This is a genomic window from Sphingomonas sp. SORGH_AS_0950 (genome assembly GCF_030818415.1).
In the GTDB taxonomy this organism is placed as follows: domain Bacteria; phylum Pseudomonadota; class Alphaproteobacteria; order Sphingomonadales; family Sphingomonadaceae; genus Sphingomonas.
Map to the genome: position 1 here is coordinate 2,066,517 of NZ_JAUTAE010000001.1, position 26,197 is coordinate 2,092,713.

Genomic DNA, 26,197 nt, shown 5'->3' on the forward strand with positions numbered 1-26,197 from the left:
TGGCGACGCCCCCCGGGCGCCTTCGACGGCCCCGCTAGAGACGGGCTGTGACAGTCCGATGACTTATTGACCGAATTTTGATGAATTTGAAAAAATGATTGTGGGATAGGCGCTTCGGCACGATCCGTCCGGCCAATGTCACAGTCCTGACCCGGAAACGGTTCAAAGCTTCAACATGACTCCTATCTCCGCCACCCTTCGCCGCCACCTGCGATCCGCGCTTTTCCTGATCACCGCCTCCGCACTGGCCGCGCCGGTCGCGGCGCAGGCACCGAGCACCACGGGCCTGACCCTGGACCGGGTGGTCCTGCTGATGCGCCACGGCGTCCGCGCGCCGCTGGATGGGGAAGTGCCGCACGGCACCCGCACCGCCAGCCCCTGGCCGCACTGGACGACGCCCGAAAGCCAGCTGACCCCGCGCGGGGCCGAGGCGCTGGCGACCGAGGCGCGCGCCGACCGCGCCGACTGGGCGGCACGCGGCCTGCTCTCCGCCAAAGGATGCCCGGCATCCGACAGCATCCGCATCTGGACCAACAGTTCGCCGCGCACCATCGCCAGCGGACAGGCCTATGCCCAAGGCCTCGCCCCGGGCTGTACGCTGACCATCGGCCATCGCCCCGTGGGCGAGGCCGATCCGCTGTTCGAGCCGCTGCGCGCCCGTGCCACCCGCTTCGACGCGACGGCGGCGGTGGCGGACATCGACCGCTTCACCGGCGGCATGGACGCGCTGGCCGCGCGGCATCGCGACGCGTTACGCCTGCTCGATTCGGTGCTGGGCTGCGGCGATCCCAAGGGATGCGATCCGGCGGGCGCGCCGCGCCTGACGCCCTCGGCGGACGGCAAGGGCATCGACCTGTCGGGGCCGATCCGCACCGCCTCGGGCACCGCGCAGGTGCTGCTGCTGCAATATGCCGAGGGGCTGTCGCCCTCGGTCGGCGGCGTGCCGGTCGACGGCGCGGTGCTGGCCCGGCTGGGTGCGGTCCATGCCGCGCTGTTCGACGTCTATTCGCGCTCGCCCTATATGGCGGCGCACCAGTCGGCCGCGTTCGGCCGCCACATGATCGACGCGCTGACCGCCCGCGACGGGCGCAAGGTCGACATGCTGGTCGGGCACGACACCAACGTCACCGCGCTGGCCGGGCTGCTCGGCTTCGACCTCGTCGCGCCGGGCTATGCGACCAACGATGCCGCGCCGGGCGGGGCGGTGATGATCGAGCGCTGGCATGATCGCCGGGGTCGACGCTTCGTCACCCTGTCCTATCGCACCCAATCGCCCGATCGCCTGCGCCGCCAGTCGGCGGACGTGACCGTCACGCCGATCCGCGTGCCCGGCTGTCCCGCCGCCGCGCCCTGCCCGCTCGACCGCTTCGTCGCGCTGTTCGGCCGCCGTCTGGCGCCGCTGGGCCGGTAAGCCCGGCCGGGTGTCGTAATCCGGGACGGAATGGATGGCGGATTAAAGGCTTCGCTTACTCTTTGGGGCCTATAGCGGCGATCATGTCGCCCCCCGATTCCGTTCCGTCCCACGGATCGCCGAGCCCCGGCCTGATGCCGGTGGTGCGCGGCTGTCGTCCGCACCTGATCGCGGCGGCGGGGTTTTCGGGGTTGATCAACCTCCTCAACCTCGCGCCGTCGATCTTCATGCTCCAGGTCTATGACCGGGTGGTGCCGACGCGCGGCGTGCCGACGCTGCTGCTCCTGACGCTGATCCTGACGATCGCGCTGGGCGTCTATGCGATTCTGGACGCGGTGCGGATGCGGCTGCTGCTGCGCGCCAGCATCCGGCTGGAGCGGCGGCTGGCGCCCGCCATCCTACTGCGCATCCTGGGGTCGCCAAGCGGCACCGCGATGGAGCGCGCGCAGGCGATGCGCGATTTCGACACGGTCCGCTCCACCCTGACCGGCGCGCCCGTGATCGCGCTGTTCGACGCGCCCTGGGCCCCGATCTACATCCTGATCGCCTTCCTGCTGCACCCCTGGATCGGCGTGCTGACCCTGGTCAGCGCGCTGCTGCTGGGCGCGATCGCCATCGCCAGCGAGCGGATGACCGAATCCAGCGTCGTCGCGCTTCGCGGCCGCACCGCGCTGGCGCAGCGCGAGCAGGACGCCTCGATCCTCGCCTCCGACGTGGCGCAGGCGCTGGGGATGCGCGACGCGCTCGTCACCCGCCATTTGCTGGAGCGCGCCGATCTGGCGCGGCGGCAGGCGTCGCTGTCGCGCCGGTCGGGGCAGTTCCTGGCGGTCACCAAATTCCTGCGCCAGCTGCTGCAATCGCTGGCGCTGGCGCTGGGCGCCTGGCTGGCGGTGAAGCAGGAGATTTCGGGCGGCGCGATCTTCGCCGCCTCGCTCCTCTTGGGCCGCGCGCTCCAGCCGGTCGAGCAAATCCTCGGCGCAATCAAGCCACTGACCGCCGCGCGCGAGGCGTGGCGCTCGCTCGACGGTTTCTGCCGCCGCCCCGGCCCCGAGCGCACGACCACCACCCTGCCCGCCCCCATCGGCCGGATCGAGGTGCGCGGGCTGGAGGTGCGGGCACCCGGCGGCGACCGCGCCATCCTGTCGGACATCAGCTTTGCGGTGAATCCCGGCGAGGTCGTCGCACTGGTCGGCCCCAGCGGCGCGGGCAAGTCCACGCTGCTGCGCGTGCTGGCGGGCGCGCAAGTGCCCGATGGCGGCGAGGTGCGGATCGACGGCGCGTCGCTGGCCGACTGGAATCGCGAGCAGCTGGGCCGCCATCTCGGCTTCATGCCACAGGCGCCGACGCTGTTCCCCGCCTCCGTCCATACCAATATCGCGCGCTTCCGCGGTGTCGTCGACGGCGAGAGCGAGGCGCTGGACGCCGAGGTCGTCGCCGCCGCGCAGGAGGCGGGTGCGCATGACGTGATTCTGGGCCTGCCGCACGGCTATGCCACGATGCTGGAACGCGGCGAGGCGGGGCTGTCCGCCGGACAGGGCCAGGCGGTGGCGCTGGCCCGCGCGCTGTTCGGGCGGCCGACCCTGTTGTTCCTCGACGAACCCAATGCGCATCTCGACAGCGAGGGCGAGGCGCGGCTGGCGCGCTGCATCCTGTCGCTTCGGGAACGCAAGGCGACGGTGATCGTCTCGACCCACCGCACCGGCCTGCTCCAGATCGTCGACAAGGTGCTGCTGCTGCGCGACGGCAAGGTGCAGCTGTTCGACGACCGCGCCAAGGTGATCCGGTCGCAGACGCCCGGCCGCCCCGACGAAGGCTTCGTCCATGCCGGGAGCGTCCGATGACCCCCGCCCGTGCCCAGCTGGCCGAACGGCTGCACCTCGACGATTCGCCGCGCGCCGCGATCCGGCTGGGCGGGATCATCGCCTTCCTGTTCTTCGTCGTCGGCCTGGGCTGGGCGGCGGTCGCGCGACTCGACGCGGCGGCGGCGGGCGAAGGCCAGGTCACGGTGTCCGGCAATCGCCGCACCGTGCAGCATCGCGACGGCGGTATCGTCCGCGCGATGGCGGTCCGCGACGGCCAGCATGTGACGGCGGGCCAGATCCTGTTCCGGCTTGAGGGGGCCGAGGTCGCCGCCAGCGAACGTGCGCTCGCCGCCAGCGTCATCGATCTCCAGGCACAAAAAGCGCGGCTGGAGGCGGAGATTGCGGGCCGCGCCGTCGTCTGGCCCGCCAACTTCGCCACCGCGCCCGAACAGGACCGCCCGCTGATTGCGCGCGCCGAGGCGCTGCAACTGGCCCAGCTGCGCAGCCGCAACGCCGCGCTTGCCGCCGGCGACCAGGTGCTGCGCCAGCAGGCCGCGGAGGTCAGCCGCCAGACATCGGGCTATGACGCCCAGGCCCAGGCCACCGCCCGCCAGCGCGAGAGCCTGGCCCAGCAGCTGGAGAGCACGAGGCGGCTGGCCGATGAGGGCTATGTCTCGCGCAACACGGTCCGCTCGATCGAACGCTCGATGCAGCAGCTGGAGGGGGCCGATGCCGATTACAGCTCGCGCTCCGCCGCCGCGCGCGAACAGATCGGCCAGACCCGCGCGCAGATGGTTCAGACCCGCCGCCGCCAGGTGGAGGACGCCGCCGCCGCCCTGCGCGACACCCAGTTCCAGCTGAACGAGATGCAGCCCAAATGGGCCTCCGCCCGCGAGCAGCTCGCGCGCACCGAGATTCGCGCGCCGGTTTCGGGCCGGATCGTCGGCCTGCGCGTCTTTACCGTCGGCGGGGTGATCCAGGCGGGGCAGCCGATCCTCGACATCGTGCCCGATGCCGCGCCGCTGATCGTGCGCGCCAATTTCGCGCCCGGCGACATCGACGGCGTCGTCGCGGGGCGGCCCGCCGAGGTGAAGTTCCTGTCGCTGCACGACCGGGGGCTGCCGATCCTGACCGGCACGGTCCATTCGGTGTCGGCCGACGCGCTGCGCGACGAAGCCTCGGGCCGCAGCTATTTCTCCGCCGAGGTCGCGGTGCCGCGCGACCAGATCGCCCGCATCGCGGCGGTGCGCGGCGGCGATACCGGCATCCGCGCGGGCGTGCCGGTCGCGGTCACCGTGCCGCTGCGCAAGCGAACCGCGCTGCAATATATCCTCGATCCGCTGACCGAGGCCTTTGCGAAGTCCTTCCATGAACGCTGACGCGCTGCGCCGCCTCGCCTGCCTGCCGCTGATGCTGGCCGCCGCCCCGGCCGCCGCGCAGGAGCTGTACGATCCCGACACGCTCGACCGCGCGATCGCCGATGCCTATCGCACCAACCCCACGCTGGAGGCGGGGCGGGCGCAGCTGCGCGCGCTCGACGAACAGATCATCCAGGCGGGCTCGCCTTACCGCCTGAGCGTCGGGGTGAACGTCAATTTCCAGTATCGCCAGCAGGACCAGCGCAACCTGCTCGACCAGTTCGGCACAGTGCGGTCGCGGACCATGGGGGCGACCATCTCCGCCTCGCAGATCCTGCTGAACGGTGGCCGGACCGCCGCGCAGGTGTCCGCCGCCGAGGCGACCGTGCTGGCCGGGCGCGAGCGGCTGCGCGAGACCGAGAACGACATCCTGCTCGCGGTGGTCGACGCCTATGCTTCGGTCCTGCGCGACCAGGCGCTGGTGGCGATCCAGACCCGCTCGCTCGACAGCTATGGCCGACAGGTGGACCAGGCGGTCGCGCGCGAACGCGGCGGCGACCTGACCCGCACCGACATCGCGCAGGCCCGCGCCCAGCGCGAGATCATCCGCGCGCAGCTGGCCCAGGTCGAGGCCAATCTGCAATCCAGCCGCGCGCGCTTTGCCGCGCTCGTCGGGCGCAATCCCGGCCGCCTCGCCCCGCCGCCGCGCCTGCCGGGCAGCCCCGCCTCGCTCGACGCCGCCTTCCAGATCGCCGAAAAGGAAAGCCCCGCCATCTGGCAGGCGATCATGGCCGCGCGCGCGGGCGACGCCCGGATCGCCGCGCAACGTGCCGAGCGCGCGCCGATCGTCGCGCTGACCGGCGGCTATGGCTATGCCAGCCCCTATTCCTATCAGACCCGCGACCTGGGCGGACAGGCGACCGGGGGCGTCAGCGTCACCATGCCGCTGCTGACGGGCGGGCTGATCGGGTCGCGCATCCGCGCCGCCGTTGCCGAGCGCCAGCAACTGGGCTTCGAGGCGGAGAGCACCCGGCGACAGGCGCTCGCCAATGTCCAGGACAGCTGGAACCAGTCGGTCGCGGCGCAGACCCAACAGGATTCGGGCCAGCTGGCCACCCAGGCGGCCGAGGCCGCGCTGACCGGCGTGCGGCGCGGGTTCCAGGAAGGCTTCCGGTCCAATTTCGAGGTGCTCGATTCGGAACAGCGGCTGCTGAACGCCCAGATCGTCGAGACCAATGCGCGCTATTCGGGCTATGTCGCGCAGGCGCGGCTGCTGGCGACGCTGGGCCGGTTGCAGGCGGGGGTGATCGAGGCGGGGGTACCGACCTATGACGCCTCGGCCCATATCCGACAGGTGAAGACGCAGGTCTTCGGCCCCTTCGACCCCATCCTCGCCCCCATCGACCGCGCCGCGCGCCCCTCAGCGGTGGCAAAGCCCGCGCCCGTGCTGGCGGCGGCGACCGATCCGGTGCTGCGCGCGCCCACGACGCCCGCGCCGCCGACGGGGCTGGGTCAATCGCTGCCGGTCTCGCCGATGCCGGTGCTTCCGGCCCCCTCCTTCGGCGACCTCAGCGATACGGTGGTAACCGGCGGGGCACGCTAAGGACCGATCCCATGTCGCCATTCCTCCCCTGCAAGGGGAGGTGGCAGGCCGAAGGCCTGACGGAGGGGTGTCCCGCTCTCGATGGAGTTATACCCCTCCACCATGCTGCGCATGGTCCCCTCCCCTTTTTAGAGGCGCGCCGCGAGTTCCCCGTACAACTGCCGATAGGCCCCGATGATCGCCGGATGGTCGTAATCGCGCACCACGCGCTCGCGCATCGTCTCGCCCATCCGGGTGCGCAGGTCGGGATCGTCCATGATCCGGCGGATCGCCTGCGCGGTGGCGGCCGGGTTGACCAGCGGGGTGACGATCCCGCCATGGCCGCTATCGGCGCCGCCGCGCCCCTCGATCATCTCGCGGCAGCTGCCGACATCGGGCGCGACGACCGGGATGCCGCTCGCACCCCCCTCCAGGATGACCAGCGGCTGCGCCTCGGACAGGCTGGTCAGGACGAGCAGGTCGATCCGCATCATCCAGTCCTCGATACGGACCCGCCCCTCGAAGCTCAGCGCCTCGCCCAGCCCCAGTTCGGCGACCAGCGCGGTGCATTCGGCGGCATATTCGGGGTCCTCGTCCTCCGGCCCCAGCACGACGAAGCGGATGTCGGGGCGCGCGGCGTGGACGATGGCGGCGGCACGGATATAGGTCTTCACGTCCTTGATCGGCACCACCCGGCCGAGCAGCGCGACGACCGGCCGGGCGGGGTCGCGCCGGTCGGGCAGATGCGAGAAGCGCCGCACATCGACGCCGTTGGGGATCGCCCGCACCCGCTCCGCGCCCGCCCCCAGCCGCCGCTGCACCGCATTATTCTCGCCATAGAGCGCGACGATCGGGTCGCAGGCGGCGTAGCAAGCCTCGGCATAGCTGGTGAAGGCGCGCACCCACAGGTCGCGCAGGTCGCGCACGCTGCGCTCCAGTTCCAGCCCGGTGTCGATCTGGTCGCCGATCCACTCGGCCATCATCACCTCGATCTGCCGTTCGAGCAGATAGATGCCATGTTCGGTGATAAAGGCGGGCCGCCCCGTCGCCTGCGCCGCACGCGCCGCGAGCAGGCCCGCAAAGCCGGTCGAGATGGTGTGATAGACCCGCGCGCGCGGCAAGGGCGCGATCAGCACCGCGAGCAGCCCGCCCAGCAGCGTGCGCATCGCCCAGAAATAATGGTGGAAGGACGCGCGCGGCAGGATCGCGCGGTAATGGCGCTGCAACCGCTGGAAGGTCGCGGGATGCGCCAATATGTCGCCGGGCTCGGGCATCGGGTCCAGCCCGGCGAACAGGTCGAGCAGCGTGGCGATCGCCGCCCGCTCGCCGGTCGCGACAAAGGCCATCAGCGCCTCGGCGATCCGGGTCGCGACCCGGTTGGGGATGGCGCGCGGCGCGGCGGCAGCGGGGGCCAGGCCGATCTCGCGGACCATCACGACATTGGGCGGCGGGGCGATCCGGAACGGCAGCGCGGCGGGGCCCGCCTTGATCGCGACCACGGCGAAGCGGATCTCGGGCAAATGGGTGATCAGGTCCTGAAGCCAGCCGGACACACCGCCGATGACGTAAGGATAGGCGCCCTCGACAATCAGGCAGACATCGGCGTCGAGGTCGTCGGCCTCGCCCATGCGGGTCATCGCGCCGCCTCCATCCGCCACCACAGGGCATCGTCGTCCGATTCGCATGCCAGCGCGTGAAGCCGGTCGATCGCGGCATAGTCCTGCGCCGCCCATGCCGCCTCGATCGCCAGCGCATCGGCCTCCGCACCCAGGCCATGCGCGCGCAGCAACGTGGCCGCATCCTCGCACAGATGCTGGCGCTGGGTATCCGACAACAGGCGGTTGGCGCGGCCATGCTCGGCCAGCAACCGGGCGAGCGTCACCGCTGCCTGGCTATCGCCCCCCGCCACCCGCGCCTCCAGCGCGGCGCGCTGCTCGATCAGATTCTGGACGATCCGCGCCGAGGCGGCGGCGGCGAGCGCGCGGATGGTCTGGTCGGGATCATTCAGCATCTGCGCGACCAGCGGCGACAGGCCCGGCTCGAAGGCGCGGACCACCGTCTCCAGCGCGCGGCGACGCGCGGCGACCGGGCCATGGCGCAGGACGCCGTGCAGCGAATCGAGCCGTTCGGGGGCGGGATGATAGACCCGCCCATCGAGCAGCCGCGCCATCTCCAGCGCCGCGCCGCGCCGCCGTGCGGGCACCGCACGCGCGCCGAACATGCGGTCGAGCCGGTCATGCCACGCGCTGCCCGTCGCCCAGCGCTCGCCCATCCGGCCCAGCCCCTGCCCCAGCATCAGCCCGATCGGCCCGCCCAGCCCCAATATCGCCGCCGCATAGCCGCCATGCGGATCGGACCGCAGCCAGACGGCATAGGTGACCAGGCTCAGCGCGGCATGCCCGAGCAGCGCGATCGCCACCCCCGCCCCGCCCGCCGGGACGAAGGCCATGACGAGGACGATCCACGCCAGGTCCAGAATGGCGAGTGCAGAGTAACGCTGGGTCACGCCGATCCGTCCATCAGCGGGGCCAGCCAGCCGCCGATCTCGGTCAGCTCGGCCATGCGATGCGCGTTGAACGCCTCGATCGGGATGGTGTGGAACAGCAGCACGCCGATGACGGCGCCGCGCTCACCCGCCAACGGCACCGCCGCGACGCCCAGCCCGGCCAGCCGGGTGCGATCGGCGCGGCGCGCGACATGGCGGATGCGGTCGTCCCCCGCGAGTGCCTCGACCATGGCCGGAGACAGGCTGTCGGGGCGGCCCGGGCTGTGCCCCTGCACCGCCGCGCCGCGCAGCCAGACCAGCGCCCCGTCGCCGACGATGCGATAGACGGTGAAATCCTCGCTGCGCGCCGCCAGCGCGATCAGCTGCGCGATCGCCGCGCACCGTTCCGCCGCATCCGCCGCCGCCAGCCGGGTGGCGACCGCGACGACATGGCCCATGGTGCGCGGGTCGGAGGCGACCCGGCGTTGCAGCGCGCGATTGGTGCGCGTCAGCCGCTCATGCGCGTCGGTCAGCCGCCCGATATCGCGCGTCGCCTGCGCCGCGCGCCGCTCCGCCCGGCTATAGCGCCGCTTGCGGACCAGCGTCGCCTCGCCCACCGCGACCGCGACGATCCCCCAGAGCAGGGGCGGCAGCGACAGGTGCAGCAGCATGTCGAGATAGTCGCGCTCGGTCCCGTCGCCATGCGCCGCGACCAGCCAGAACGCCGAGGCCATCGCCGCCGCGACGACCCCCGCCCCGGTGCCATAGACCAGCGCCATGACCAGCACCGGGATCCAATAGGGGCTGGGCCGCACATCGGCAAAGCCCGTCCCCCCGGTCAGCAGATGGTCGAGCAATGCGAGCGCGCCGAACGCCAGCGCGATCTCGCCCAGGATGCGCAGCCCCCGTCGCCAGCCGGGTCGGCGGACAGGATCGCGCGCCTCTTCGGTCGTTGCCGCGCTCACCGGGGCCGTCCCAGGCTGCGCGTCAGGACGGCGCGGCCGAACAGCTGCTGTCCCGAAAAGCCCGGTCGGCTGATCGAGGTCAGCCCGCCCGACGCCTCGACGCGCCAGACCAGCCCGATCGGCGCGGCGAGCGCCAGGCTGGCATTGGGGCCGTCGCCGCCGAAACGGTCGACCGTCCATCCCGCCAGCCCGGTCAGTTGCACCGCGCCCAGCGCCTCGCCCAGCATCGCCTGCACCGTGTGATTCTCGCGATCCGCCAGCGGGATCGCCATCGCACCATCTGCGTCCAGCAGCGCGCGGCGGACATATTCGGCTTCCACCCGGTAGCTGAGGCCGAGCAGCAGATAGCGGCGGCGGATCAGATATTCGAGCCCGGCGGAGAGCGTCACCGTGTCGCTCGCCGCGCGTTCACCGGCCAGACCGTAGCGGTTGAGCCCCACCTCGCCCTGCGCCACCAGCCCCGAGCTTAGGCGATAGGTCGCGCCCAGCGCCGCGCGAGAGAGATAGCCGCCCGCCAGCACCTGCGCGGGGGTGGCATAGTCGGGCATATGGCGGGTCAGGGTCAGCCGCCATTGCGCCTCGGCCGGGCCATAGGTGATCCGCGCGCCGCCGCCGGTCACGCCGTCGTCGAGCGCGGCGGAGGCCAGAAGCTGCAACCGCGCCGCATCGCCCAGCGCGACCGCCAGGCTGGCATCCGCCACCGTCGCCGCCCGGTCCCGCCGCCCCTCGGGCGTATCGACCCGGCTTTGCAGGTGCCGCAGGCCGCCGCCCATCGCGACCGCATCGGCGGCCGGGGCATCGGCTCGCAGGCTGACCTCGACCTGTCCCAGATCGCCGCCCTCGCGCGCGACCAGCCCCATGGCGGCGGTGCCGCCCCCCGCCGCGATGGTCCGCCGGGCGCTCCTGTCGTCGGCAGCAAGGGCGCGATAGCCGCGCGCCGCGCCGGCCGCGTTGCCATCGATCGCGCGCGCATCGGCCAGCAGACGCGCGGCGCGGGTATCGCCGGGATCGTGGGCGAGCAGCGCCCGGGCCTGACGCCGCCCGCGCCCCGGATAGCCCGCCGCCAGATCGGCCTCGATCGCGGCATGGGCCAGCTCGCGCGCCGGGTCGACGGGCGCGGCCTGGGCGTCGTCGGTGTCGGCGGCGACCAGCGCGAAGCCGACGATCAGCGCCGGGCCGACGACCCGCGCATCCATCCGCCATCCCGCCGCCGGGCGCAGCATCAGCGTCACGTCGTTCCAGCGCAGATCGCCCAGCATGTCGCCCGCCGCCTCGCGAAAGTCCCGGATCGCCTGTTCGCTCGGCGGGCGGTCATAGCGGACGACCAGTTCGCCCCCGCTCCGCTCCAGCGACAGCACGACCCCGGCGGGCCAGACCAGATGCGGTTCGCCCGGCGCGACGATGCGGCGATCGACAAAGACCGTGTCGGGCACCACCAGCTGGGGCATGGGCGCGCCGCCGTTCGCCGCGAGGTCGTCCAGGGTCATGGCGTCAGCACCGCTCGCGCGCGCCCCGGCTGGCCCGCGGCGATCAGCAGCCGCGCCTGAAGCGCCGCCAGTTCGGTGTCGCGCGGCGCGGCACGGCGCAAATCCGTTACCAGCGCCAGCGCCTCGCCACGACGGCCCAGCCGGTCGAGCAGTTCGGCCCGCACCCGCCCGGCCGGGGCCTGCGCCAGCGCCCGTTCCAGCCAGGGCCGCGCCGCCGCCGCGCCGCCCAGCCGGGCTTGCGCGTCCGCCATCAGCCGCAGGGCCGAGAGATCGCCCGGCGTCTCGGCCAGATGGTCGCGCAGCAGGTCACGGGTGTGCGCCGCATCCCCCGCATTCCACGCCGCCCAGGCCAGATCGAGCCGGTCGCGCGGCCCCGCCATCCCGGCCGCGACCCGCCGCTCGGCAAGCGCCCGCGCCTGGGTCGGCTCCAGCCCCCCGGCCCATGCCGAAACCCGCCGCAACGTGGCCGGGTCGAGCGTCCGTCCATCGAGCAGCGTCGCCATCGCCGCACGCGCCGCACCGCGCTCCCCCGCCGCCTGTGCCAGACCCAGCCGCAGCATCGCGATATCGGTCCGCGCCGCCAGCGGATGCCGCTGGACAAAGGCCAGCGCAGCGGCGGGCGCGTCGCGCTCGGCATAGGCGGCCAGCCAACGGCCTTGCTCGTCGGCCGGGCCGGACAGCGCCTGGTGGCGCAACCACTCGCGATCCGCCGGGGCGGGACGTGGGCCCATCAGATAGAGCAGCCGCTGCCCCTCGGGCGCGGCGGGCGACTGTCCAGCGACGGCGCGGCGCAGCAGCGCGATCGCATCGTCGCGCGCGCCCAGCGCCAGCAACCGCTCGGCCAGATCGGGCAGGACGGCACCGGGCTGCGCCGCCCGCGCCAGCAGCATCCGGTGCAGCCCCGCCCGGTCGCCGGTGCGGGTCAGCCAGTCGGCCCGCGCGCCGTCACGTTCGGCGGCGGGCAGGGCTGCGATGGCACGCTCGGCGGCGGCGCGGTCGCCGATGCGCTGAGCGACCCGCAGCGCCAGCCAGGGATCGGCCGCGCGCCAGTCGGCCGCCCCCGCCTGGTCGAGCTGCACGATCCAGTCGCCATGCCCCTGCGCCTCGGCGCGCTGGGCCAGATCATGCGCCAGTCGGGCATCGGGCGGCGGGATCGCGCCCGAGCGGACAGCGACGACCAGCAGGTCGGGACGGTCGAGCGCATAGCCCGCCGCGACGATCGCGGGCGGCGCGACCCCGATGGGCCTGCGCACCGCCTCGGCCAGCAGCGCCTCCGCCTCGGCGCGGCGGCCGAGCTTGCGCAGCGTCTCGACCCGGAAGGCCCAGGTCGCGGGGGTCGCGCCATCGGTTCGCGCCGCCAGATAGGCGATGGCGACCGCCGGACGCCCGGCGGCGACCAGGTCATAGGCGACCTGCAGGCTGCTGGTCGCCACGCCCCCCTCGATCAGCGTCCGGGTCAGCCGCGCGAGCGTCGGGGCATCGGCGGTCGGCAGCATGGCGGCCAGTTCGGGATGGGGTGGCACCGGGGGCGGCGCGGGTGCGGGGGTCGGCGCGGGCGATGCGACCGGCGGGGGCGGCGGTGCGGCGCGGCGTGCGGTCTGCTCCACCTCGCGCGCGCTGGGCATCAGGAACAGGCCGAGCGCCAGGACCGACACACCCGCCCCGACGGGCAGCGCGACCGCCATCCAGCGCTGCGACGACTGGCGCCTCATCCCGCCGGCTCCGCCACCAGATGATCGAGCGCCAGCGTCGCGACATAGGGGCTGAAGCCCGCCGCCCGCTCACGCGCATAAAGCGCCACGACGGTGCGCCTGTCCGCCGGGTCCCAATAGTCCAGCGTGGTGAGCACCAGATCGGGATGGCGCGCCTTGGCGGCGCGCAGCCGCGCGGCCTGCCAGGCCCAGTCGCTGTCCGACAGCATCTCGTACCGCTTGTCCGCGAAACTCCAGCGCGAGGCCATGGATTCGCCCAGCAGATAGTCGATATGCGGCGCGACCTCGGGCAAGGCGGCATAGCCCCGGTTCAGCATCAGCCGGATCCCCGGAAAGCGCGCGCGCAGCGCCGCGACCAGCGCCGCGCCCGCCGCCACCATGCCCTTGCTGCCTATCGGGTCCGCCTGTTCCATCGCCTCGGCATTGTCGAGCGTATCCATGAAGATTCCGTCATAGCCGCGCGCCAGAATGGCCGGGACGACGCTATCGAGCAGCGCGGCACGCCAGGCGGGATGGCGCAGATCGGCATGCCGCGCCTCCGGCCAATGCGGGTTGGGTGCGCGCAGCGCTCCGGCACGGTCGAGCGCGGCGAAATAGGGGCGTGCCTTCTGCACCTCGCCCAGGCTGACATAGCCGAGCAACAGGCCGCCGGGACCGCGCAGCCGGTCGATCGCGCGGGGGTGATCCGGCTCGAGCACCAGCAGGTCGAGCTGCCGGGCCAGCACCGGATCGGTCGCGGGCCCGTAATCGACGCCCCAGCGCCAGGGCGCGCCGCCATCGCCCCGACCGGCCTGCCGCCCGGCGACCGTCAGCCCCAGCGCGCCCGCCCCCAGCACGAGCATCGCGCGCCGACCCACCATCGCCGCCATCCCGTTCATCACGCCCACCGTCCCTCGCACCCGACCACGGCGGGGTTGTTACCGACGAACAGCAGATACACCAGGCGGATCGTGGCATCGGCGACCAGCGCGATCCCGACCGACGCCGCGACGATCGCCCCGGCCATATAGCCCCAGCCGAAAGCGGCATAGCCCGCATCCCATTGCAGCCAGACCGCCAGCACGCTCGCCAGCGCGAAGCTGGTCCAGATCAGCACCACCCGCGCGAACAGGTCGTAATAGGACAGGACGATGGTCGCGCCGATCGCGACCAGATGGAACACCGCCCCCGCCGCGCTGTGGCGAAAGGCGAAGATGCCGCGCGGGTCCGCGCCGATCAGTTCGAACAGCGGCACCGCCAGCACCCAGGCCAGCGCGGCGACCAGCGCCTGGATCAGCACCAGCAGGCGCAGGCCGTCGAACAGCGTCTCGATCAGTTCGGCCCGCGCCTCCTCGATCCGCGCCAGCGTCGAGGTGCCGGTGCACCGCGCCATCAGATTGCCGAACGCCTGGTCGAACCGCGTCTCGCTGACGATCAGCACCAGGGTCAGGCCGGGCACCAGCGTCAGCAGGCCCAGGAAGCTGCCCGCATCGTTGATCGGGTTCAGCCGCAACCGCCCCAGCATCGCGACGCTGGCCGGGCCGCCCCAGAGCAGCCATTTGTCGATCCACAGCGCCACCGCTCCCGCCAGCCCCGCCGCCGCCACGATCAGCGCCAGCCGCCACGCGATCAGCCCGCGCGAGGGCATGACCGGCGGCGCGGTGAAATAGCGGCGGAGGAGCAGCATGATCGCGCCCAGCGTCACCCCCGTACCCCCGGTGACCCCGGCCAGCACGATCGTCCCGTTCGGCGCGGGCCAGGCGGCCAGCAGGAGCGCGACGACGCCGATCCCGATCAGATAGGCGACCGGCACCGCGCGATAATGGCGCAGCGCGGTCAGCATCGGCGCGGCGATCCAGATCTGGGTCAGCCAGGCGAGCAGCAGGCTGGCCAGCGCCGCCTGCCCGAGCGGCAGCCCGGCCAGCCCGCCAAAGACCAGCGCGCCCATGACCATCGCCGCCCCGCCCCCGGCGGCCAGCGCGACCAGCAGGATGCCCGGCACGCCCCCGGCATCGCGCGCGAACAGCCGGTCGGCGACCAGCCGCGTCGCCAGGATCGCGATCGGCCCGGCGGTCAGCGCCGACAGGCTGAAGCCATAGATCAGGACGGTGCGCACCATGCGCGCATCGGCCACCCCGATCGCCTGCGGCGCCCAATGCTGGAGCAGCGCCACCGCGATCGCGGTGATCAGCCATGGCCCCGCGCTGATGACGGCACCGTGAAGCGCGGCACCGGCGATACCGCCGACCCCGCCTTCGCGCGCCATCCTGGCCAGTTGGAAACCTATGCCCGCCATGATGGCGACTTTAGCCTTCAATTATAAATAAAAGTCGTTCGCGGTCAGGGTGTGATGGCCGAGCAGCGCGATCGAGAAATCGGGCAGCGCGAGCGCGTCGGTATTGCCCTCGACGATGGTATATTCCTTGCCGTCGATCATCTGGTAGCTGAAGCGAAGCTGGCCCGCGCCGGTGAACCTGGCCCCCGGCGTGGTCAGCAGGGTGAAGGCCTGATCCCCCCTGGCGAACAGCGAGATGTTGGCATCGATCGCCGACAGGTCGATCTTGTCCTCGCCCGAACGGAAATCGGTGATGACGTCGCGCTGCGACGAGGCCAGGCTGTCCATCGTCGATTCGAAGCGGAACACGTCCTTGCCCGCGCCGCCGGTCAGGACGTCCTTGCCCCAGCCGCCGATCAGCAGGTCGTCGCCGTCGCCGCCATTGAGCCTGTCGTTGCCCAGCCCGCCGACCAGCTTGTCGTTCCCACCCAGCCCGTTGAACACGTCATTGCCCCAGCCGCCATCCAGCACGTCCTGTTCGCCCGTGCCGTTGATCGTGTTGTTGAAGATAGTGCCCGTCTTGGTGATGCCCACCACGTCGGTGACGCCGACCGACAGCGTCTGGGTGTCGACCGCGCCCTTCGAATCGATCGCCAGCACGGTAACGTCATAGACATTGTCGTGGTTCGCGTCGGTCGGATTCTCATAATCCGGCGCGTTCACGAACTTCAGCACGCCGGTCGTCGCGTCGATGGTGAAGGCCGCGCCGTCGCCGCCCTGCGCGATGGCATAATGCACGCTGTCGCCCAGCGGGATGTCGGCGTCGGTCGCGGTGATCGTCGCGACCGCGGTGCCGTTCTCGGCGATCGACAGCCTGGCCGTATCGGCGCCGCCGAACGCAGTGATGGTCGGGCCGCTATTGGCGACATGGCCGATGGTCACGTCATGCTGGCCGATCGACCCGATGTCGAGCGTCAGGATCTCGCCGACCAGGCTGGTCACGGTCGCGCCCTTGACCGTGGTCCAGTCGGTGCCCGGCGCCTTCAGGTCGATCACGACCTTGCCCTCGCCCTCGACCGAGAAGCTCAGGTCGCGGCCGTCGCCGCTCAGCGAGATCAGCGAGGCGCGCATCGGCAGGTCGGTGATGTGGGTCACATCGTCCGCCGCCTGGCCCATGGTGATGGTATAGGTGCCGCCCGACTTGGGCAGGAACACCTTGTCGGCGTCATAGGCGTACCAGCCTGCCACGCCCTTGATGACCTGCCCCGCCTTCTGCCCGTCGACGTCGAGCGCGAAGGTGCCCAGCCCCTCGGTCGAGGACACGGTGGCGGTGATCGTGTCGCCCGACACGCTGGTCGTGATCGACGCCTTGTGGAAGGTCGAGATGCGGCTCGCCAGATCGGCCAGCGTCACGAACTCGACCCCGGCGGCGGCCGCCTTGGCGATGAAGTTGGTGAACATCGACGTGACATAGGGGCTCGCCTGCGCGGCATCGCCGGTCCACATGGCGGGGCCGTAATCATGCCACGGCCAGACGATGACCGGCGCATCGGCATGCGAGGTCAGCGAAGCCAGCTCCCTGGCCCACTCCGCCTCAGCCTCGGCGACCGTCTTCTTCTGGAATTCGATCAGCGAGAAGTCGAACATGGTGTTGGGCGCCAGATACACCTTGCCGTCCGCCGCATTGCCCGGCGTCTGATAGCCGAAGGCGTTGGGATAGCCCGCGCCGACGCCGGTATAGCCGCCCGACAGATAGGAGACATGCTTCATGATCTCCTGGCTGGTCGCGATCGTCTCGGGCGCGCCGGGCACCGCCGCGCCGCCCAGCGAGACCTGGCGGCCCAGATAGGCGCTCATCTGCTTTTCCAGCTCGGCGCGCTCGGCCCCGAACTCATAGGCGATCTGTTCGGTGGTCAGGACATTGGTGTCCTCGGGATGGGTATAGCTGTGCAGCCCGATCTCGTTGCCCGCCGCCATCATCCTGGCATAGATCGGCGCGGAGACCGACCAGTCGGTCGAACGCTGCTGCGCCGGGTCGTTGCCGATATTGACGTAATAGCTGCCGACGAAATTATAGAGCGACTTCCACTGGTCGAGGATGGGCAGCAGCTTGGTATAGATGCCGGCCGAGCCGTCCTCGGGCTTCACCTCGTCCGAATATTGGCTTTGGTCCATGTCGACACGGGCCGCGAACAGCCCGGCGTCGCGGGTCATCTGGAGCCCGACCTTCAGCCCGCCGGTGCTGGCCGAGCCGTTCACCGAATAGCTGATCGCCTTTTGCAGCAGATTGTCGTCGGCCATCGCCGCTTCGGTCGAGAAGATGACGTTGCGGCCGCCGGTCTTGGTCGCGATGGCGGCGGCATAGTCCTGGCCGTTCACGGTCTGGGTCGCGATCGTCTCGCCGGTGCCGCTGACGCTGGTGAAGGCGTTCCAGCCGACGCCCTTATAGTCGCGGATCGTCTCGCCGGTGGCATAGCCGTCGAGGACGCTGTGATTGGCGTCGGCCGCCTTGATCGTCACGTCGGCGGGCCAGCCGCCGGTCACGCGGGTCGCGTCGAACAGCAGCTTCATCCGCGCATAGCTATCACCCGCCAGCGCGGTGCCGTCGGCGGCGTTGGTCATGAACTCGCCCGCCGCGATCAGGCCGATGCCGAACTGCCTGGTCGCCTGTTCCAGCGTGTGGGCGATGGCGTCCACCTTGTCCGCCTGGACGTTGCGGAACGAGGGGAAGACGATCGAGTCGTACTTGGCCAGCGTCGACAGGTTGGTCAGGTCGTCTTCGGTGATGATGTCGAAGGGGGTGCCCGCCTGCATCGCCTGGCTCTGCGCGGCCATGAACAGCTGCGAATAGGCGGTCTTGCTGAAATAGGCGTTGGCCGTCGTCTCGGACCAGACGATGGCGATGCGGTGCGAGGGGTCGGCGACGATGCCGGTGTCGTTGAAGACGGTGAAGGGCTTGGCGGAATAATTGCCTGGCAGGAAGACCTGGTCGTTCACGTCATAGAGCGTGTCGATCGCCTGCGGATTGCCGATCGCGGCCTTGGGGACGCGGAACTCGACCGTCTTGCGGTCCGCCGACCATGCCGCCTGCAACCCCGCCATCACCAGCGTCTCGCCCGCCCCGCCCTGATAGAGCGAGACGGTGCCGTCGGCGTTGAAGTTGACGTTATATTCGGCGCCGCCCGCAAAGCCGAACACCTGATATCCGGTCGCGGCGTTGCGGTCGGTGTTGAACCAGGCGGTGGTGTTGGCCCCGATCGCCATCGGCGCGGTCATCGCGAAGACGAAGTCGCTGCCGTCGCTCCTGGCATAGATGGAATAGCCCTCGCCCAGCCCGGTATCGATGCGGTCGGCCGCGTTCCAGTCGGACAGGTCGCCATCCACGTTGATCGGTGTCGTCGCCATGATTTCCCCGTTGCCCCCCGCGGCCCCATGACGCCCCGCCCGGCGGGCATGGTTCGCCTGTGTTAGTCCGGCTCGTACGCGCGGGGGACGCGCGGCGATATGACGGAGTCCGCGCCGCCTTTGTCCCGCCTGTTCCACAGCGATACGGACGGGACGATCTTGCCAGCACAATTTTGCTCGATAGGGCAAAAGCCCGTCTGGTTTTTGGAAAGACTCGAATGAGCCTGCACCTGCTCCTCGTCGAGGACGATGTCGAATATGCGGACCATCTGGTCCGGGCGCTGCATGCGCTGGATCACCGGGTCGAGCATGTCGGCGACGGACGACAGGCGCTCGCCGCGCTCGACCGCGAACAATATGATGCGGTGATCCTCGACCGGATGATGCCCCGGCTCGACGGGCTGTCGGTGGTGGAGACGATGCGCGCGCGCGGGATCACCGTGCCGGTCATCATGCTGACCGCCTTGTCGATGGCCTCGGACAAGGTCGAGGGGCTGGAGGCCGGGGCGGACGATTATGTCGTCAAGCCGGTCGATGCGCAGGAGTTGAACGCGCGGCTGGGCGCAGTGCTGCGCGGCCGCCGCTGGACCACGAGCGAAAGCGACACGATCCGCGCCGGGGACATCGTGGTCAGCCCGACCAGCTTTCGCGCGTGGCGCGGCGGACAGCCGGTGACGCTGGCCAATCTGGAGCTGAAGCTGCTGGCGGAACTGGCGCGCCATGCGGGCGAGGTACTGACCCGCGCCATGCTGATCGAGCGGGTCTGGGGCTATGATTTCGAGCCGGAGACGAACATCGTCGACGTCTATATCCGCCGCCTGCGCATCAAGCTGACCGAACAGGGCGGCAGCGACCCGATCGAGACGGTGCGCGGGATCGGCTATTCGATGCGGCCATGATCGAACGCGCGATCCGGCGGCTGTCGCTGCGCGGGCTGACCATCGGCGTCCTGCTGCTGTTTCTGGTCGCGACGCTGGGCACCGGCGTATCGATTTTCGCGGCCAGCCGGGTCGCGGTGGCGGAACTGGTCGACCGCCGGATCGACATTGCGGGCGATCTGGTGCTGGAGCGCGATCCGGGCGAAGGGGTGATTCCCACCCCCATATTGCTGGCGCGCATCGCCGCCCTGTCGCGACAGCGGGATACGGGCGATATCGGCCTGTCGCTGCTCGGCCCCGACGGCCATACGCTGGGCGGCAACATCACGCTCAGCCGCGCGCTGCCGATCGGGCGCTCCAACCTGCGCCAGCATGACGGCATCGCCGGGCTGTCGCATGGCCGCGCGCTGGTCCGCGATGCGGGCGAGGGACGCCGCCTGGTCGTGGCGGTCGAGACCGAGCCGTTCGACAGCTATCGCGCGACGCGGACGCGCATCTATCTGGTCGGGTTCGGCTCGATCGTGCTGATCGTGCTGGGCGGGGGGCTGGCCTTTTCGCTGCTGGTCGGGCGGCGGATCCGCGATCTGCGCTGCACCGTCGATGCGATCATCGCAGGGAATGTCCGCCACCGCGTGCCGGTGACCGGATCGGCGGACGAGTTCGACCGCCAGGCCGACGCCTTCAACCGGATGCTCGACCGGATCGGCGAGTTGATGGAGGGGTTGCGCGGCGTATCCAACGACATCGCCCACGACCTGCGCACCCCGTTGGCGCGGCTGCGCGCACAACTGGCGGAGATGGTCGAGGACGCCGCCGACCCCGTCCAGGCCGGGCGGGCGACCGCCGCGCTGGCCCAATGCGACGCGCTGCTCGCCATGTTCGCCGCGCTGCTGCGCATCGCCGAGATCGAGGCGGGCCACCGCCAGGCGGGCTTCGCCGCGATCGACCTGGCCGCGCTGGTCGAGGATAGCGCGACGATGATGATCCCGGTCGCCGAGGAAGCCGGGCACAGGCTGACGGTCGAGATCGCCGCGCGCCCGGCGGGCTTCGTCGGCGACCGGCAGCTGCTGATCCAGGCGATGGTCAACCTGATCGGCAATGCGATCAAATATGGCGCACCCCATGGCACGATCCGCGTCCGGCTGGACCCCGGCCCGGTGCTGCGCATCGCCGATGACGGCCCCGGCATTCGCCCCGAGGACCGGGCGCTGGCGCTGCGGCGCTTCGGGCGGCTGGACGGTTCGCGGGTGCAGGCGGGACATGGCCTGGGCCTGCCGCTGGTCGATGCCATTGCGCGGCTGCATCGCGGGCGGCTGGAGCTGGGCGATGCCGGACCGGGGCTGGTCGTGTCGATGTGGCTGCCCATCGCCTGAGAGTGCACCTGGAAACTCGCGGGCCGGTGCCGCTAGGGCGGAGCGACATTCACGATGGCTTCTTCTTCCCCTCTCCCCTGGACAGGGGAGAGGGTTAGCGAAGCTTGCCAGCCTGCTGGCTAGCGCAGCTTGGGTGAGGGGTCGAGCGAGCCAAAGGCTCGCGCGCTCGCTTGGCGAGCGCCCACCCCTCACCCAGCTCCGACTAAGCCTTTGCTCTCGCAAAGGCCAAGTCCGCGCAACCCTCTCCCCTGTGCGAGGGGCGAGGGACGGAAAGGTGTCGCTGAATGTCGATCGGCCTTGCCGTACTTCCAAAAAAAGGGCCGCCCCGAAGGACGGCCCCATAGTCGAGGGTAAGGGTATCGAACGGATCAGAAGCGAACCGTGCCCTCCAGGCCGATGGTGCGCGGCGGGTTGAAGTTGGCATAATCGCCCAGCGTCGCCGCATTCGCGGCCGAACGGCGGTAGATATAGGTGTTGTTGAGGAGGTTGCGGCTCCACAGCGACACGGTCATCTTGGTGCCGTTCTCGGTCAGCGGCAGATCGGCCAGCGCGATGCGGCCGTTCATCACGAAGCTCTTGTCGGTGCGCGTCGTCTCGTTCTGGAAGCTATAGACCGGGTCGGCATAGTTGCCGTCCAGGTGGAAGCGGACCTTGGCCTCCGAACCCGCCAGCGGCACCTCGTAATCGACATAGGCCGAGGCGGCGTTGCGCGGCGTGAACACCACGAAGACCTGGGTCAGCGCGTTGTTCAGGAACGGGTTCGGCGTCGCGGGAACCTTGGTGTAGGTGTACGCATAGGACGCACCGACCGTCATGCCCTCGACCGGGTTGGTGGTCAGGTCCGCCTCGATCCCGCGAATCTTGGAGGTGCCCGGCGCGTTGCGGGTCTCCTCGGTGTGCAGGTTGTAGGTCGGGCTCGACGGGTTGGTGTCGACATTGTCGAAGTCGATCTGCGTGCCCGTGCGGTCCATGATGTAACCGGCCAGGTTCAGGCGGACGCGGTGCTGGAACAGGTCCATCTTCGACCCGATCTCATAGGACTTCACGGCTTCGGGGCCGAAGGCGGTGAAGGTCTGCGACCGCGCATTCGCGCCGCCCGCGCGGTAGCCGGTCGAATATTTGGCATAGAGATGGATCGTGTCGCAGGCGTCGAACGCCGCCGTCACCATCGGATCGAACCGGTTGTTGTCGAAGGTGAAGGGGAAGTTGGTCGACTTGCCCTGCACCAGATACAGCGTGCCGTTGCGCTTGTCGTGGGTATAGCGACCGCCGACCGTCAGGTGGAACGCATCGAAGCCCGCCGGGGTATAGGTGCCCTGCGCGAAGGCGGCATAGCTATAGGCACGCGCGAAGCTGCCGCGCTGGAGGAAGAACGAACCCGGCGCCCAGCCCTGGTTGCCCGAGGTGATGGTGCCCAGCGCGGTCTGCGACAGGATGGTGTAGCCCGAGCCGTCGGCATTCCACTGATTGGTCGACGGGGTCGCGGCGACTTCACGCGCATTCTCGGTGAAGTAATAGAGGCCCGCGACGTAATCGAACTGCGGCAGGCTGCCCACCGCCTGGAATTCCTGGCTGAACTGGTGCTGCTGCATGAACGACAGGCTGTAACGGCTGAACTTGCCGTTCGGCAGGAAGACGGTGCGGTGCGCGCCGCCCGAATTGTCCCACTGGTCGGTGTCGACGCCGCGCCATGCGGTGATCGAGCGCAGCTCCAGGCCCGGCATGACGTCATAGTTCAGCTTGGCCGAGAAGCCGTGCGTGCGGTCGGTGCTCAGCGCCTGCGGCACGCCGATATCGGCGGCCTTCATGCGGTTGTCGCCCGACACCACGACCAGCGGCGACAGCGGCGCGATGGTGCCCGAGGGCAGCTTGCCGCCATTGGCGTTGATCTGCGCGATCGTCGCGACCGGCAGGCCCTTGGGGTTGTAGTTGACCAGTTGGCTGTAGAAGGGCGTGTTCTGGTCCTTGGCCTGATCGTAGGACAGCTCGACCGAGAAGCCGTCGACCGGCTTCCACAGCGCGGCGGCATGACCGCCGACGCGGTTGAAATAGCCCCAGCCGGCGGCGCCGGGCAGCGGGTTGGTCACGAACGCGTTCTGGTGCTGGAGCACGCCGTCCAGCTTGATCGAGATGTTGTGCCACTCGGGCAGGTTCAGGTGCACCGCGCTGTTATAGGCGCCGTAATTGCCGATGCCGGCGGTCACCGCGCCGCCGAACTTGCCGGTCGGCTTGGCGGTGACGATCGACAGCGCGCCGCCCTCGGTGTTGCGGCCGAACAGCGTGCCCTGCGGCCCGCGCAGCACCTCGACGCGCTCGATGTCGAACAGCGCGGCGTTCAGGCCCTGCGAACGGCCCAGATACACGCCGTCGATATAGACGCCGACGCCGGTGTCGCGCGCGGTCTGGTTCTGGTCGAAGGGGACGATGCCACGGATACCGACGGTCAGCGCCGACTGGCGCGCCTCGAAGGTGGCGACGCGGAGCGACGGCACGGTGCCGTCGGCCAGGTCGAGCAGGCTCTGGACGTGACGGTCCTTCAGGACGGTCGGGTCGAGGACCGAGATGGCGATCGGCGTCTTCTGGAGGCTGGTCTCGCGCTTGGTGGCGGTGACCACGATTTCCTTCAGCTGGCCCGGCTCGTCCGCCGGATCGGCCGCCGCCGCGGGGGCGGGATCGGCGGGCTTGGCCGCGGGCGCCGGATCGGCGGGCTTGGTGTCGGCGGCAAAGGCGGGTGCGGCCGCCATCGCCAGGAACGCGGTGCCGCCCAGCAGCGTCGCGCGAATGAAATCGGTCTTCATGCTATCTTATCCCTATCCCCCGACCGACCTTCCGGTCGTCGCTGGCCGCGCGGATAGGGATGCTCCGCGAAGCTGGTGTTACCTTTTCATGACCGGCCCATACTTCCTCAATTCATTTTCGTTTCATCTGGACCGGGCCGTGACGGCGTGGGCGGGGCGGGCGGGGCCGCCGTTCCGCCATGGCGGACCAGTTCCATCTTCTGCGGCAGGGTGCCGATCTCGATCCCCCGGGCCCGGAGCGCCGCCAGCAGCGCGAAGAGCACCGCGCTGCGCGTGCCATAGGCCGCACGCGGACTGTCGACATGGGCGAAGCAGTTGAAATGGATGCGCCCATCGACGATCGAATCGATAAAGGCCTTGGGCGCCGGGTCGGCCAGCACCGCCGCCTCGGCCGCGAAACAGTCGAGCACGATGGCGCGGACCGCATCCGCATCCTCCTCGATCGGGACCGAGAACTGGATCTGAATCCGCCCCAGCGGCCCGGCCAGCGTCTTGTTGAGCACCGACTTGGTAATGAGCTCGGAATTGGGGACGATCAGGGTGGAATGGTCGGCCAGCTCGATCTCGGTCGACCGCACGCTGATCCGCTTGACGTCGCCCTCGTCGGTGCCGACGCGGATCAGGTCGCCGATCTTGATCGGCCGCTCGGCCAGCAGGATCAGGCCCGAGACGAAATTCTGGGTGATCGCCTGAAGGCCGAAACCGATGCCGACCGACAGCGCAGACAGCAGCAGCGCGATCCGCTCCACCCCGATACCCAGCGACGCCAGCGCCCAGATCACCGCCAGCGCGATGCCGATATAGCGCGCGACCAGGCTGACCGAATTGCGCCCCGATCCGTCGAGGTCGGTCGCGGGCAGGTAACGATGCTCCAGCCAGCGCATGAAGACGCGCACCAGCCCGAGCCCGATGAACAGCACCGCCAGCCCGCGCAGGATCGCCCCCGGCGAAATCCAGACATTGCCGACCTTGATCCCGTCGGTGAACAGCGCCAGCTGATCGAAGATCGCCCCCGGATCGCCGCTCGCCCCGAACGGCCGCAGCAGCACGCCCAGCGCCACCAGCACCAACACCAGCCGCAGGATGCCCGACAGGGCCAGGCCGAACTGGTCGACCATGCTGCCGCGCACGCCCAGCGCGCGGGTCAGGGTGACGCCGACCTTGCTATCGCGCACGAAGACGCTGGTGGCGATGTCGTCGGCGGCGACCAGCATCAGGTACAAGGCCGAGCCGAGCAGCACGGTCCAGCCGATCATCACCGCGACGAACCAGCTGAACCAGATATAGCCGATGGCCAGGGCCAGCCCGGCGACCGCCACCGCGATCCAGGCGAGCAGCGTGACGACGCTCAACCCCGCGCTGACCCCCGCGCTGGTGCTGTCCTCGCGTTCGGCACGCGCGGCGCGCAGCCGTCCCAGCACCACCAGCGTCGCCGCGATCAGCATCAGGTGGAGCAGCGCCTCGACCGCCTGGGTCGCGATCACCGCGCTGCGGCTGCTGCCGATCGCGCCCTCGAACGACGCGACCATCGCGGTGGTGAAGGTCATCAGCGTCAGCAACCAGGACAGCGGACGCAGGCGGTTGGCGGTCTCGTCGTCGATCGGCGCGATCCGCCAGGACGGCTGGCTGCGCATCAGGATCGCCCCCGTCACCGCCGCGGTGAACCCCGCCACGCCCGAGGCGAAGACGAACCCGTCGAGCAGCCCGGTCCAGCGTTCCGGCAACAGCCCCGACCAGCGCAGCCCCTGCACGAACACGAACGCCGCCATCAGCGGGCACAGCGTCCCCACAGCGACCCGCCAGAAGGTGTTGGCCGAACGCCGCACCCGGCTGGGCGGGGCCTCCGCGATCAGCCTTCGCTGCGCCAGCCGGTGGGCGCCCAGCCGGACGGGGCCGAGCAGGATGACGGCGAGCGCGAAGCCCAGCATCGCATGCCAGGGGATGCCGCCGCGCCACTGGCGCGCAATCTGTTCATGCCCCTGTTGCAGGAACAGCGCGACCCGGCGCAGGTCGCGCGGCGTCTGGTCCAGCACGACCTTCCAGAAGCTGGGGCTGAGCGGCGACGGCACCTTGGAGGACAGTTTCTGGCTGAACTGTTCGGCCTTGCTGCGGTCGATCTCGTCGATCAGCTGCCCCGCCTCGACTCCGGCCAGCCGTCCGCGCTTGATCGCGGCATCCAGGGTCGAGCGCAGCGCGTTCAGGCTCTTGCGCTGGGCGCGCAGCTCGGGCGCCTCGACCTCGCCCGGCGTCACCGCGCCCAGCCCGGTGATCCGGGCATTGACCAGCGCCAGCTGCTCGGTCAGCGCGTTCACCGCCTGGGTCGTCGCGTCCTGCGCGCCCTGCGCCTTGTCGCGCAGGTCCTGGCGGGCGTCGTCGTCGAGCTGCGCGTCGAGCCCCTGGTCGACCGCGCGAACATCCTGTTCGGCCTGGACGATGCGCGCCGTCGCCACCGTCATCGGGTCGCCCTGCGCGGCGACCGGCGCCGCCAGCGCCGGCATGGCGATCATCGTCAGCATCGCCGCGAGGATCGCGACGGGCCGGATGACGAAGCGAAGGGACAGCATCGGACGGGACATGGACAGGGCCAGCAGTTGCAGACGGGCCGGGTCATAGCTCCCCCTCCCCGCATTTGCCACTTGCTCCGAAATCGTGTGTACCGGGGAGCCCAGCCCGGCCGGGATCGTTCG

16 protein-coding genes are annotated in these 26,197 nt (G+C 70.6%); 6 read left to right on the top strand and 10 right to left on the bottom strand.

Annotated elements, in window-relative coordinates; all coding sequences use genetic code 11:
• The first annotated feature begins 175 nt into the window (after positions 1–175).
• The 4 genes from QE385_RS09000 to QE385_RS09015 all read left to right on the top strand — a co-directional run bounded on the left by QE385_RS09000 (position 176) and on the right by QE385_RS09015 (position 6,174).
• Positions 176–1,411: a histidine-type phosphatase gene (locus QE385_RS09000; protein WP_307101048.1), complete on the top strand. Its 1,236-nt coding sequence runs from the start codon at positions 176–178 to the stop codon at positions 1,409–1,411.
• Positions 1,412–1,494: 83 nt separating this feature from the next.
• Positions 1,495–3,252, top strand: coding sequence for a type I secretion system permease/ATPase (locus QE385_RS09005; RefSeq protein ID WP_307101050.1), 1,758 nt, complete (start codon positions 1,495–1,497; stop codon positions 3,250–3,252).
• On the top strand, positions 3,249–4,592 hold the full coding sequence (locus QE385_RS09010; RefSeq protein ID WP_307101052.1) for an HlyD family type I secretion periplasmic adaptor subunit: 1,344 nt from the start codon (positions 3,249–3,251) through the stop codon (positions 4,590–4,592). The genes QE385_RS09005 and QE385_RS09010 overlap by 4 nt, the downstream gene beginning before the upstream one ends.
• Complete coding sequence (locus QE385_RS09015; RefSeq protein ID WP_307101053.1) at positions 4,582–6,174, top strand: TolC family outer membrane protein; 1,593 nt, start codon at positions 4,582–4,584, stop codon at positions 6,172–6,174. The genes QE385_RS09010 and QE385_RS09015 overlap by 11 nt, the downstream gene beginning before the upstream one ends.
• A gap of 128 nt (positions 6,175–6,302) precedes the next feature.
• On the opposite strand, the gene pelF is transcribed toward QE385_RS09015, so the two are convergent.
• The 8 genes from pelF to QE385_RS09055 are packed head-to-tail and all read right to left on the bottom strand — an operon-like array spanning position 6,303 to position 18,461.
• Entirely contained in the window at positions 6,303–7,790 is a 1,488-nt protein-coding gene (gene pelF / locus QE385_RS09020; RefSeq protein ID WP_307101055.1) for a GT4 family glycosyltransferase PelF, read from the bottom strand.
• The gene (locus QE385_RS09025; RefSeq protein ID WP_307101057.1) at positions 7,787–8,659 is read right to left on the bottom strand and encodes a hypothetical protein; all 873 of its coding nucleotides are present in this window, start codon (positions 8,657–8,659) and stop codon (positions 7,787–7,789) included. Before QE385_RS09025 ends, pelF begins: the two co-directional genes overlap by 4 nt.
• A complete protein-coding gene (locus QE385_RS09030) occupies positions 8,656–9,603 on the bottom strand; it encodes a hypothetical protein (RefSeq protein WP_307101060.1) in 948 nt (315 codons plus the stop codon). The genes QE385_RS09025 and QE385_RS09030 overlap by 4 nt, the downstream gene beginning before the upstream one ends.
• Positions 9,600–11,090: a hypothetical protein gene (locus QE385_RS09035; protein ID WP_307101062.1), complete on the bottom strand. Its 1,491-nt coding sequence runs from the start codon at positions 11,088–11,090 to the stop codon at positions 9,600–9,602. Before QE385_RS09035 ends, QE385_RS09030 begins: the two co-directional genes overlap by 4 nt.
• Positions 11,087–12,802 carry a hypothetical protein gene (locus QE385_RS09040; protein WP_307101064.1) on the bottom strand — a complete coding sequence of 572 codons (1,716 nt, stop codon included), beginning with the start codon at positions 12,800–12,802 and terminating at the stop codon, positions 11,087–11,089. Before QE385_RS09040 ends, QE385_RS09035 begins: the two co-directional genes overlap by 4 nt.
• Positions 12,799–13,680: an endo alpha-1,4 polygalactosaminidase gene (locus QE385_RS09045; protein ID WP_307104650.1), complete on the bottom strand. Its 882-nt coding sequence runs from the start codon at positions 13,678–13,680 to the stop codon at positions 12,799–12,801. The genes QE385_RS09040 and QE385_RS09045 overlap by 4 nt, the downstream gene beginning before the upstream one ends.
• Positions 13,680–15,077: an exopolysaccharide Pel transporter PelG gene (gene pelG, locus QE385_RS09050; RefSeq protein WP_307101066.1), complete on the bottom strand. Its 1,398-nt coding sequence runs from the start codon at positions 15,075–15,077 to the stop codon at positions 13,680–13,682. Before pelG ends, QE385_RS09045 begins: the two co-directional genes overlap by 1 nt.
• A 21-nt stretch (positions 15,078–15,098) precedes the next feature.
• Complete coding sequence (locus QE385_RS09055; protein ID WP_307101069.1) at positions 15,099–18,461, bottom strand: M10 family metallopeptidase C-terminal domain-containing protein; 3,363 nt, start codon at positions 18,459–18,461, stop codon at positions 15,099–15,101.
• A 218-nt stretch (positions 18,462–18,679) separates the two neighbouring features.
• On the opposite strand from QE385_RS09055, the gene QE385_RS09060 reads away from it, so the two are divergent.
• On the top strand, positions 18,680–19,360 hold the full coding sequence (locus QE385_RS09060; RefSeq protein ID WP_307101071.1) for a response regulator transcription factor: 681 nt from the start codon (positions 18,680–18,682) through the stop codon (positions 19,358–19,360).
• On the top strand, positions 19,357–20,712 hold the full coding sequence (locus QE385_RS09065) for a HAMP domain-containing sensor histidine kinase (protein ID WP_307101073.1): 1,356 nt from the start codon (positions 19,357–19,359) through the stop codon (positions 20,710–20,712). Before QE385_RS09060 ends, QE385_RS09065 begins: the two co-directional genes overlap by 4 nt.
• Before the next feature lie 368 nt (positions 20,713–21,080).
• Here the strand turns inward: QE385_RS09065 and QE385_RS09070 are convergent, their stop codons facing one another.
• Positions 21,081–23,510, bottom strand: a complete 2,430-nt coding sequence (locus QE385_RS09070; protein ID WP_307101074.1) for a TonB-dependent receptor — start codon at positions 23,508–23,510, stop codon at positions 21,081–21,083.
• Between the two features lie 107 nt (positions 23,511–23,617).
• The gene (locus QE385_RS09075; protein WP_307101076.1) at positions 23,618–26,086 is read right to left on the bottom strand and encodes a DUF3772 domain-containing protein; all 2,469 of its coding nucleotides are present in this window, start codon (positions 26,084–26,086) and stop codon (positions 23,618–23,620) included.
• Positions 26,087–26,197 lie beyond the last annotated feature (111 nt).

Excerpts from the sequence above, each read along its gene's own strand:
- pelF (WP_307101055.1), bottom strand. The coding sequence starts at position 7,790 with ATGACCCGCATGGGCGAGGCCGACGACCTCGACGCCGATGTCTGCCTG.
- QE385_RS09015 (WP_307101053.1), top strand. The coding sequence starts at position 4,582 with ATGAACGCTGACGCGCTGCGCCGCCTCGCCTGCCTGCCGCTGATGCTG.
- QE385_RS09075 (WP_307101076.1), bottom strand. The coding sequence starts at position 26,086 with ATGTCCCGTCCGATGCTGTCCCTTCGCTTCGTCATCCGGCCCGTCGCG.
- QE385_RS09045 (WP_307104650.1), bottom strand. The coding sequence starts at position 13,680 with ATGAACGGGATGGCGGCGATGGTGGGTCGGCGCGCGATGCTCGTGCTG.
- QE385_RS09010 (WP_307101052.1), top strand. The coding sequence starts at position 3,249 with ATGACCCCCGCCCGTGCCCAGCTGGCCGAACGGCTGCACCTCGACGAT.
- QE385_RS09060 (WP_307101071.1), top strand. The coding sequence starts at position 18,680 with ATGAGCCTGCACCTGCTCCTCGTCGAGGACGATGTCGAATATGCGGAC.
- QE385_RS09035 (WP_307101062.1), bottom strand. The coding sequence starts at position 11,090 with ATGACCCTGGACGACCTCGCGGCGAACGGCGGCGCGCCCATGCCCCAG.
- QE385_RS09070 (WP_307101074.1), bottom strand. The coding sequence starts at position 23,510 with ATGAAGACCGATTTCATTCGCGCGACGCTGCTGGGCGGCACCGCGTTC.
- QE385_RS09005 (WP_307101050.1), top strand. The coding sequence starts at position 1,495 with ATGTCGCCCCCCGATTCCGTTCCGTCCCACGGATCGCCGAGCCCCGGC.
- QE385_RS09065 (WP_307101073.1), top strand. The coding sequence starts at position 19,357 with ATGATCGAACGCGCGATCCGGCGGCTGTCGCTGCGCGGGCTGACCATC.
- pelG (WP_307101066.1), bottom strand. The coding sequence starts at position 15,077 with ATGGCGGGCATAGGTTTCCAACTGGCCAGGATGGCGCGCGAAGGCGGG.
- QE385_RS09000 (WP_307101048.1), top strand. The coding sequence starts at position 176 with ATGACTCCTATCTCCGCCACCCTTCGCCGCCACCTGCGATCCGCGCTT.
- QE385_RS09040 (WP_307101064.1), bottom strand. The coding sequence starts at position 12,802 with ATGAGGCGCCAGTCGTCGCAGCGCTGGATGGCGGTCGCGCTGCCCGTC.
- QE385_RS09055 (WP_307101069.1), bottom strand. The coding sequence starts at position 18,461 with ATGGCGACGACACCGATCAACGTGGATGGCGACCTGTCCGACTGGAAC.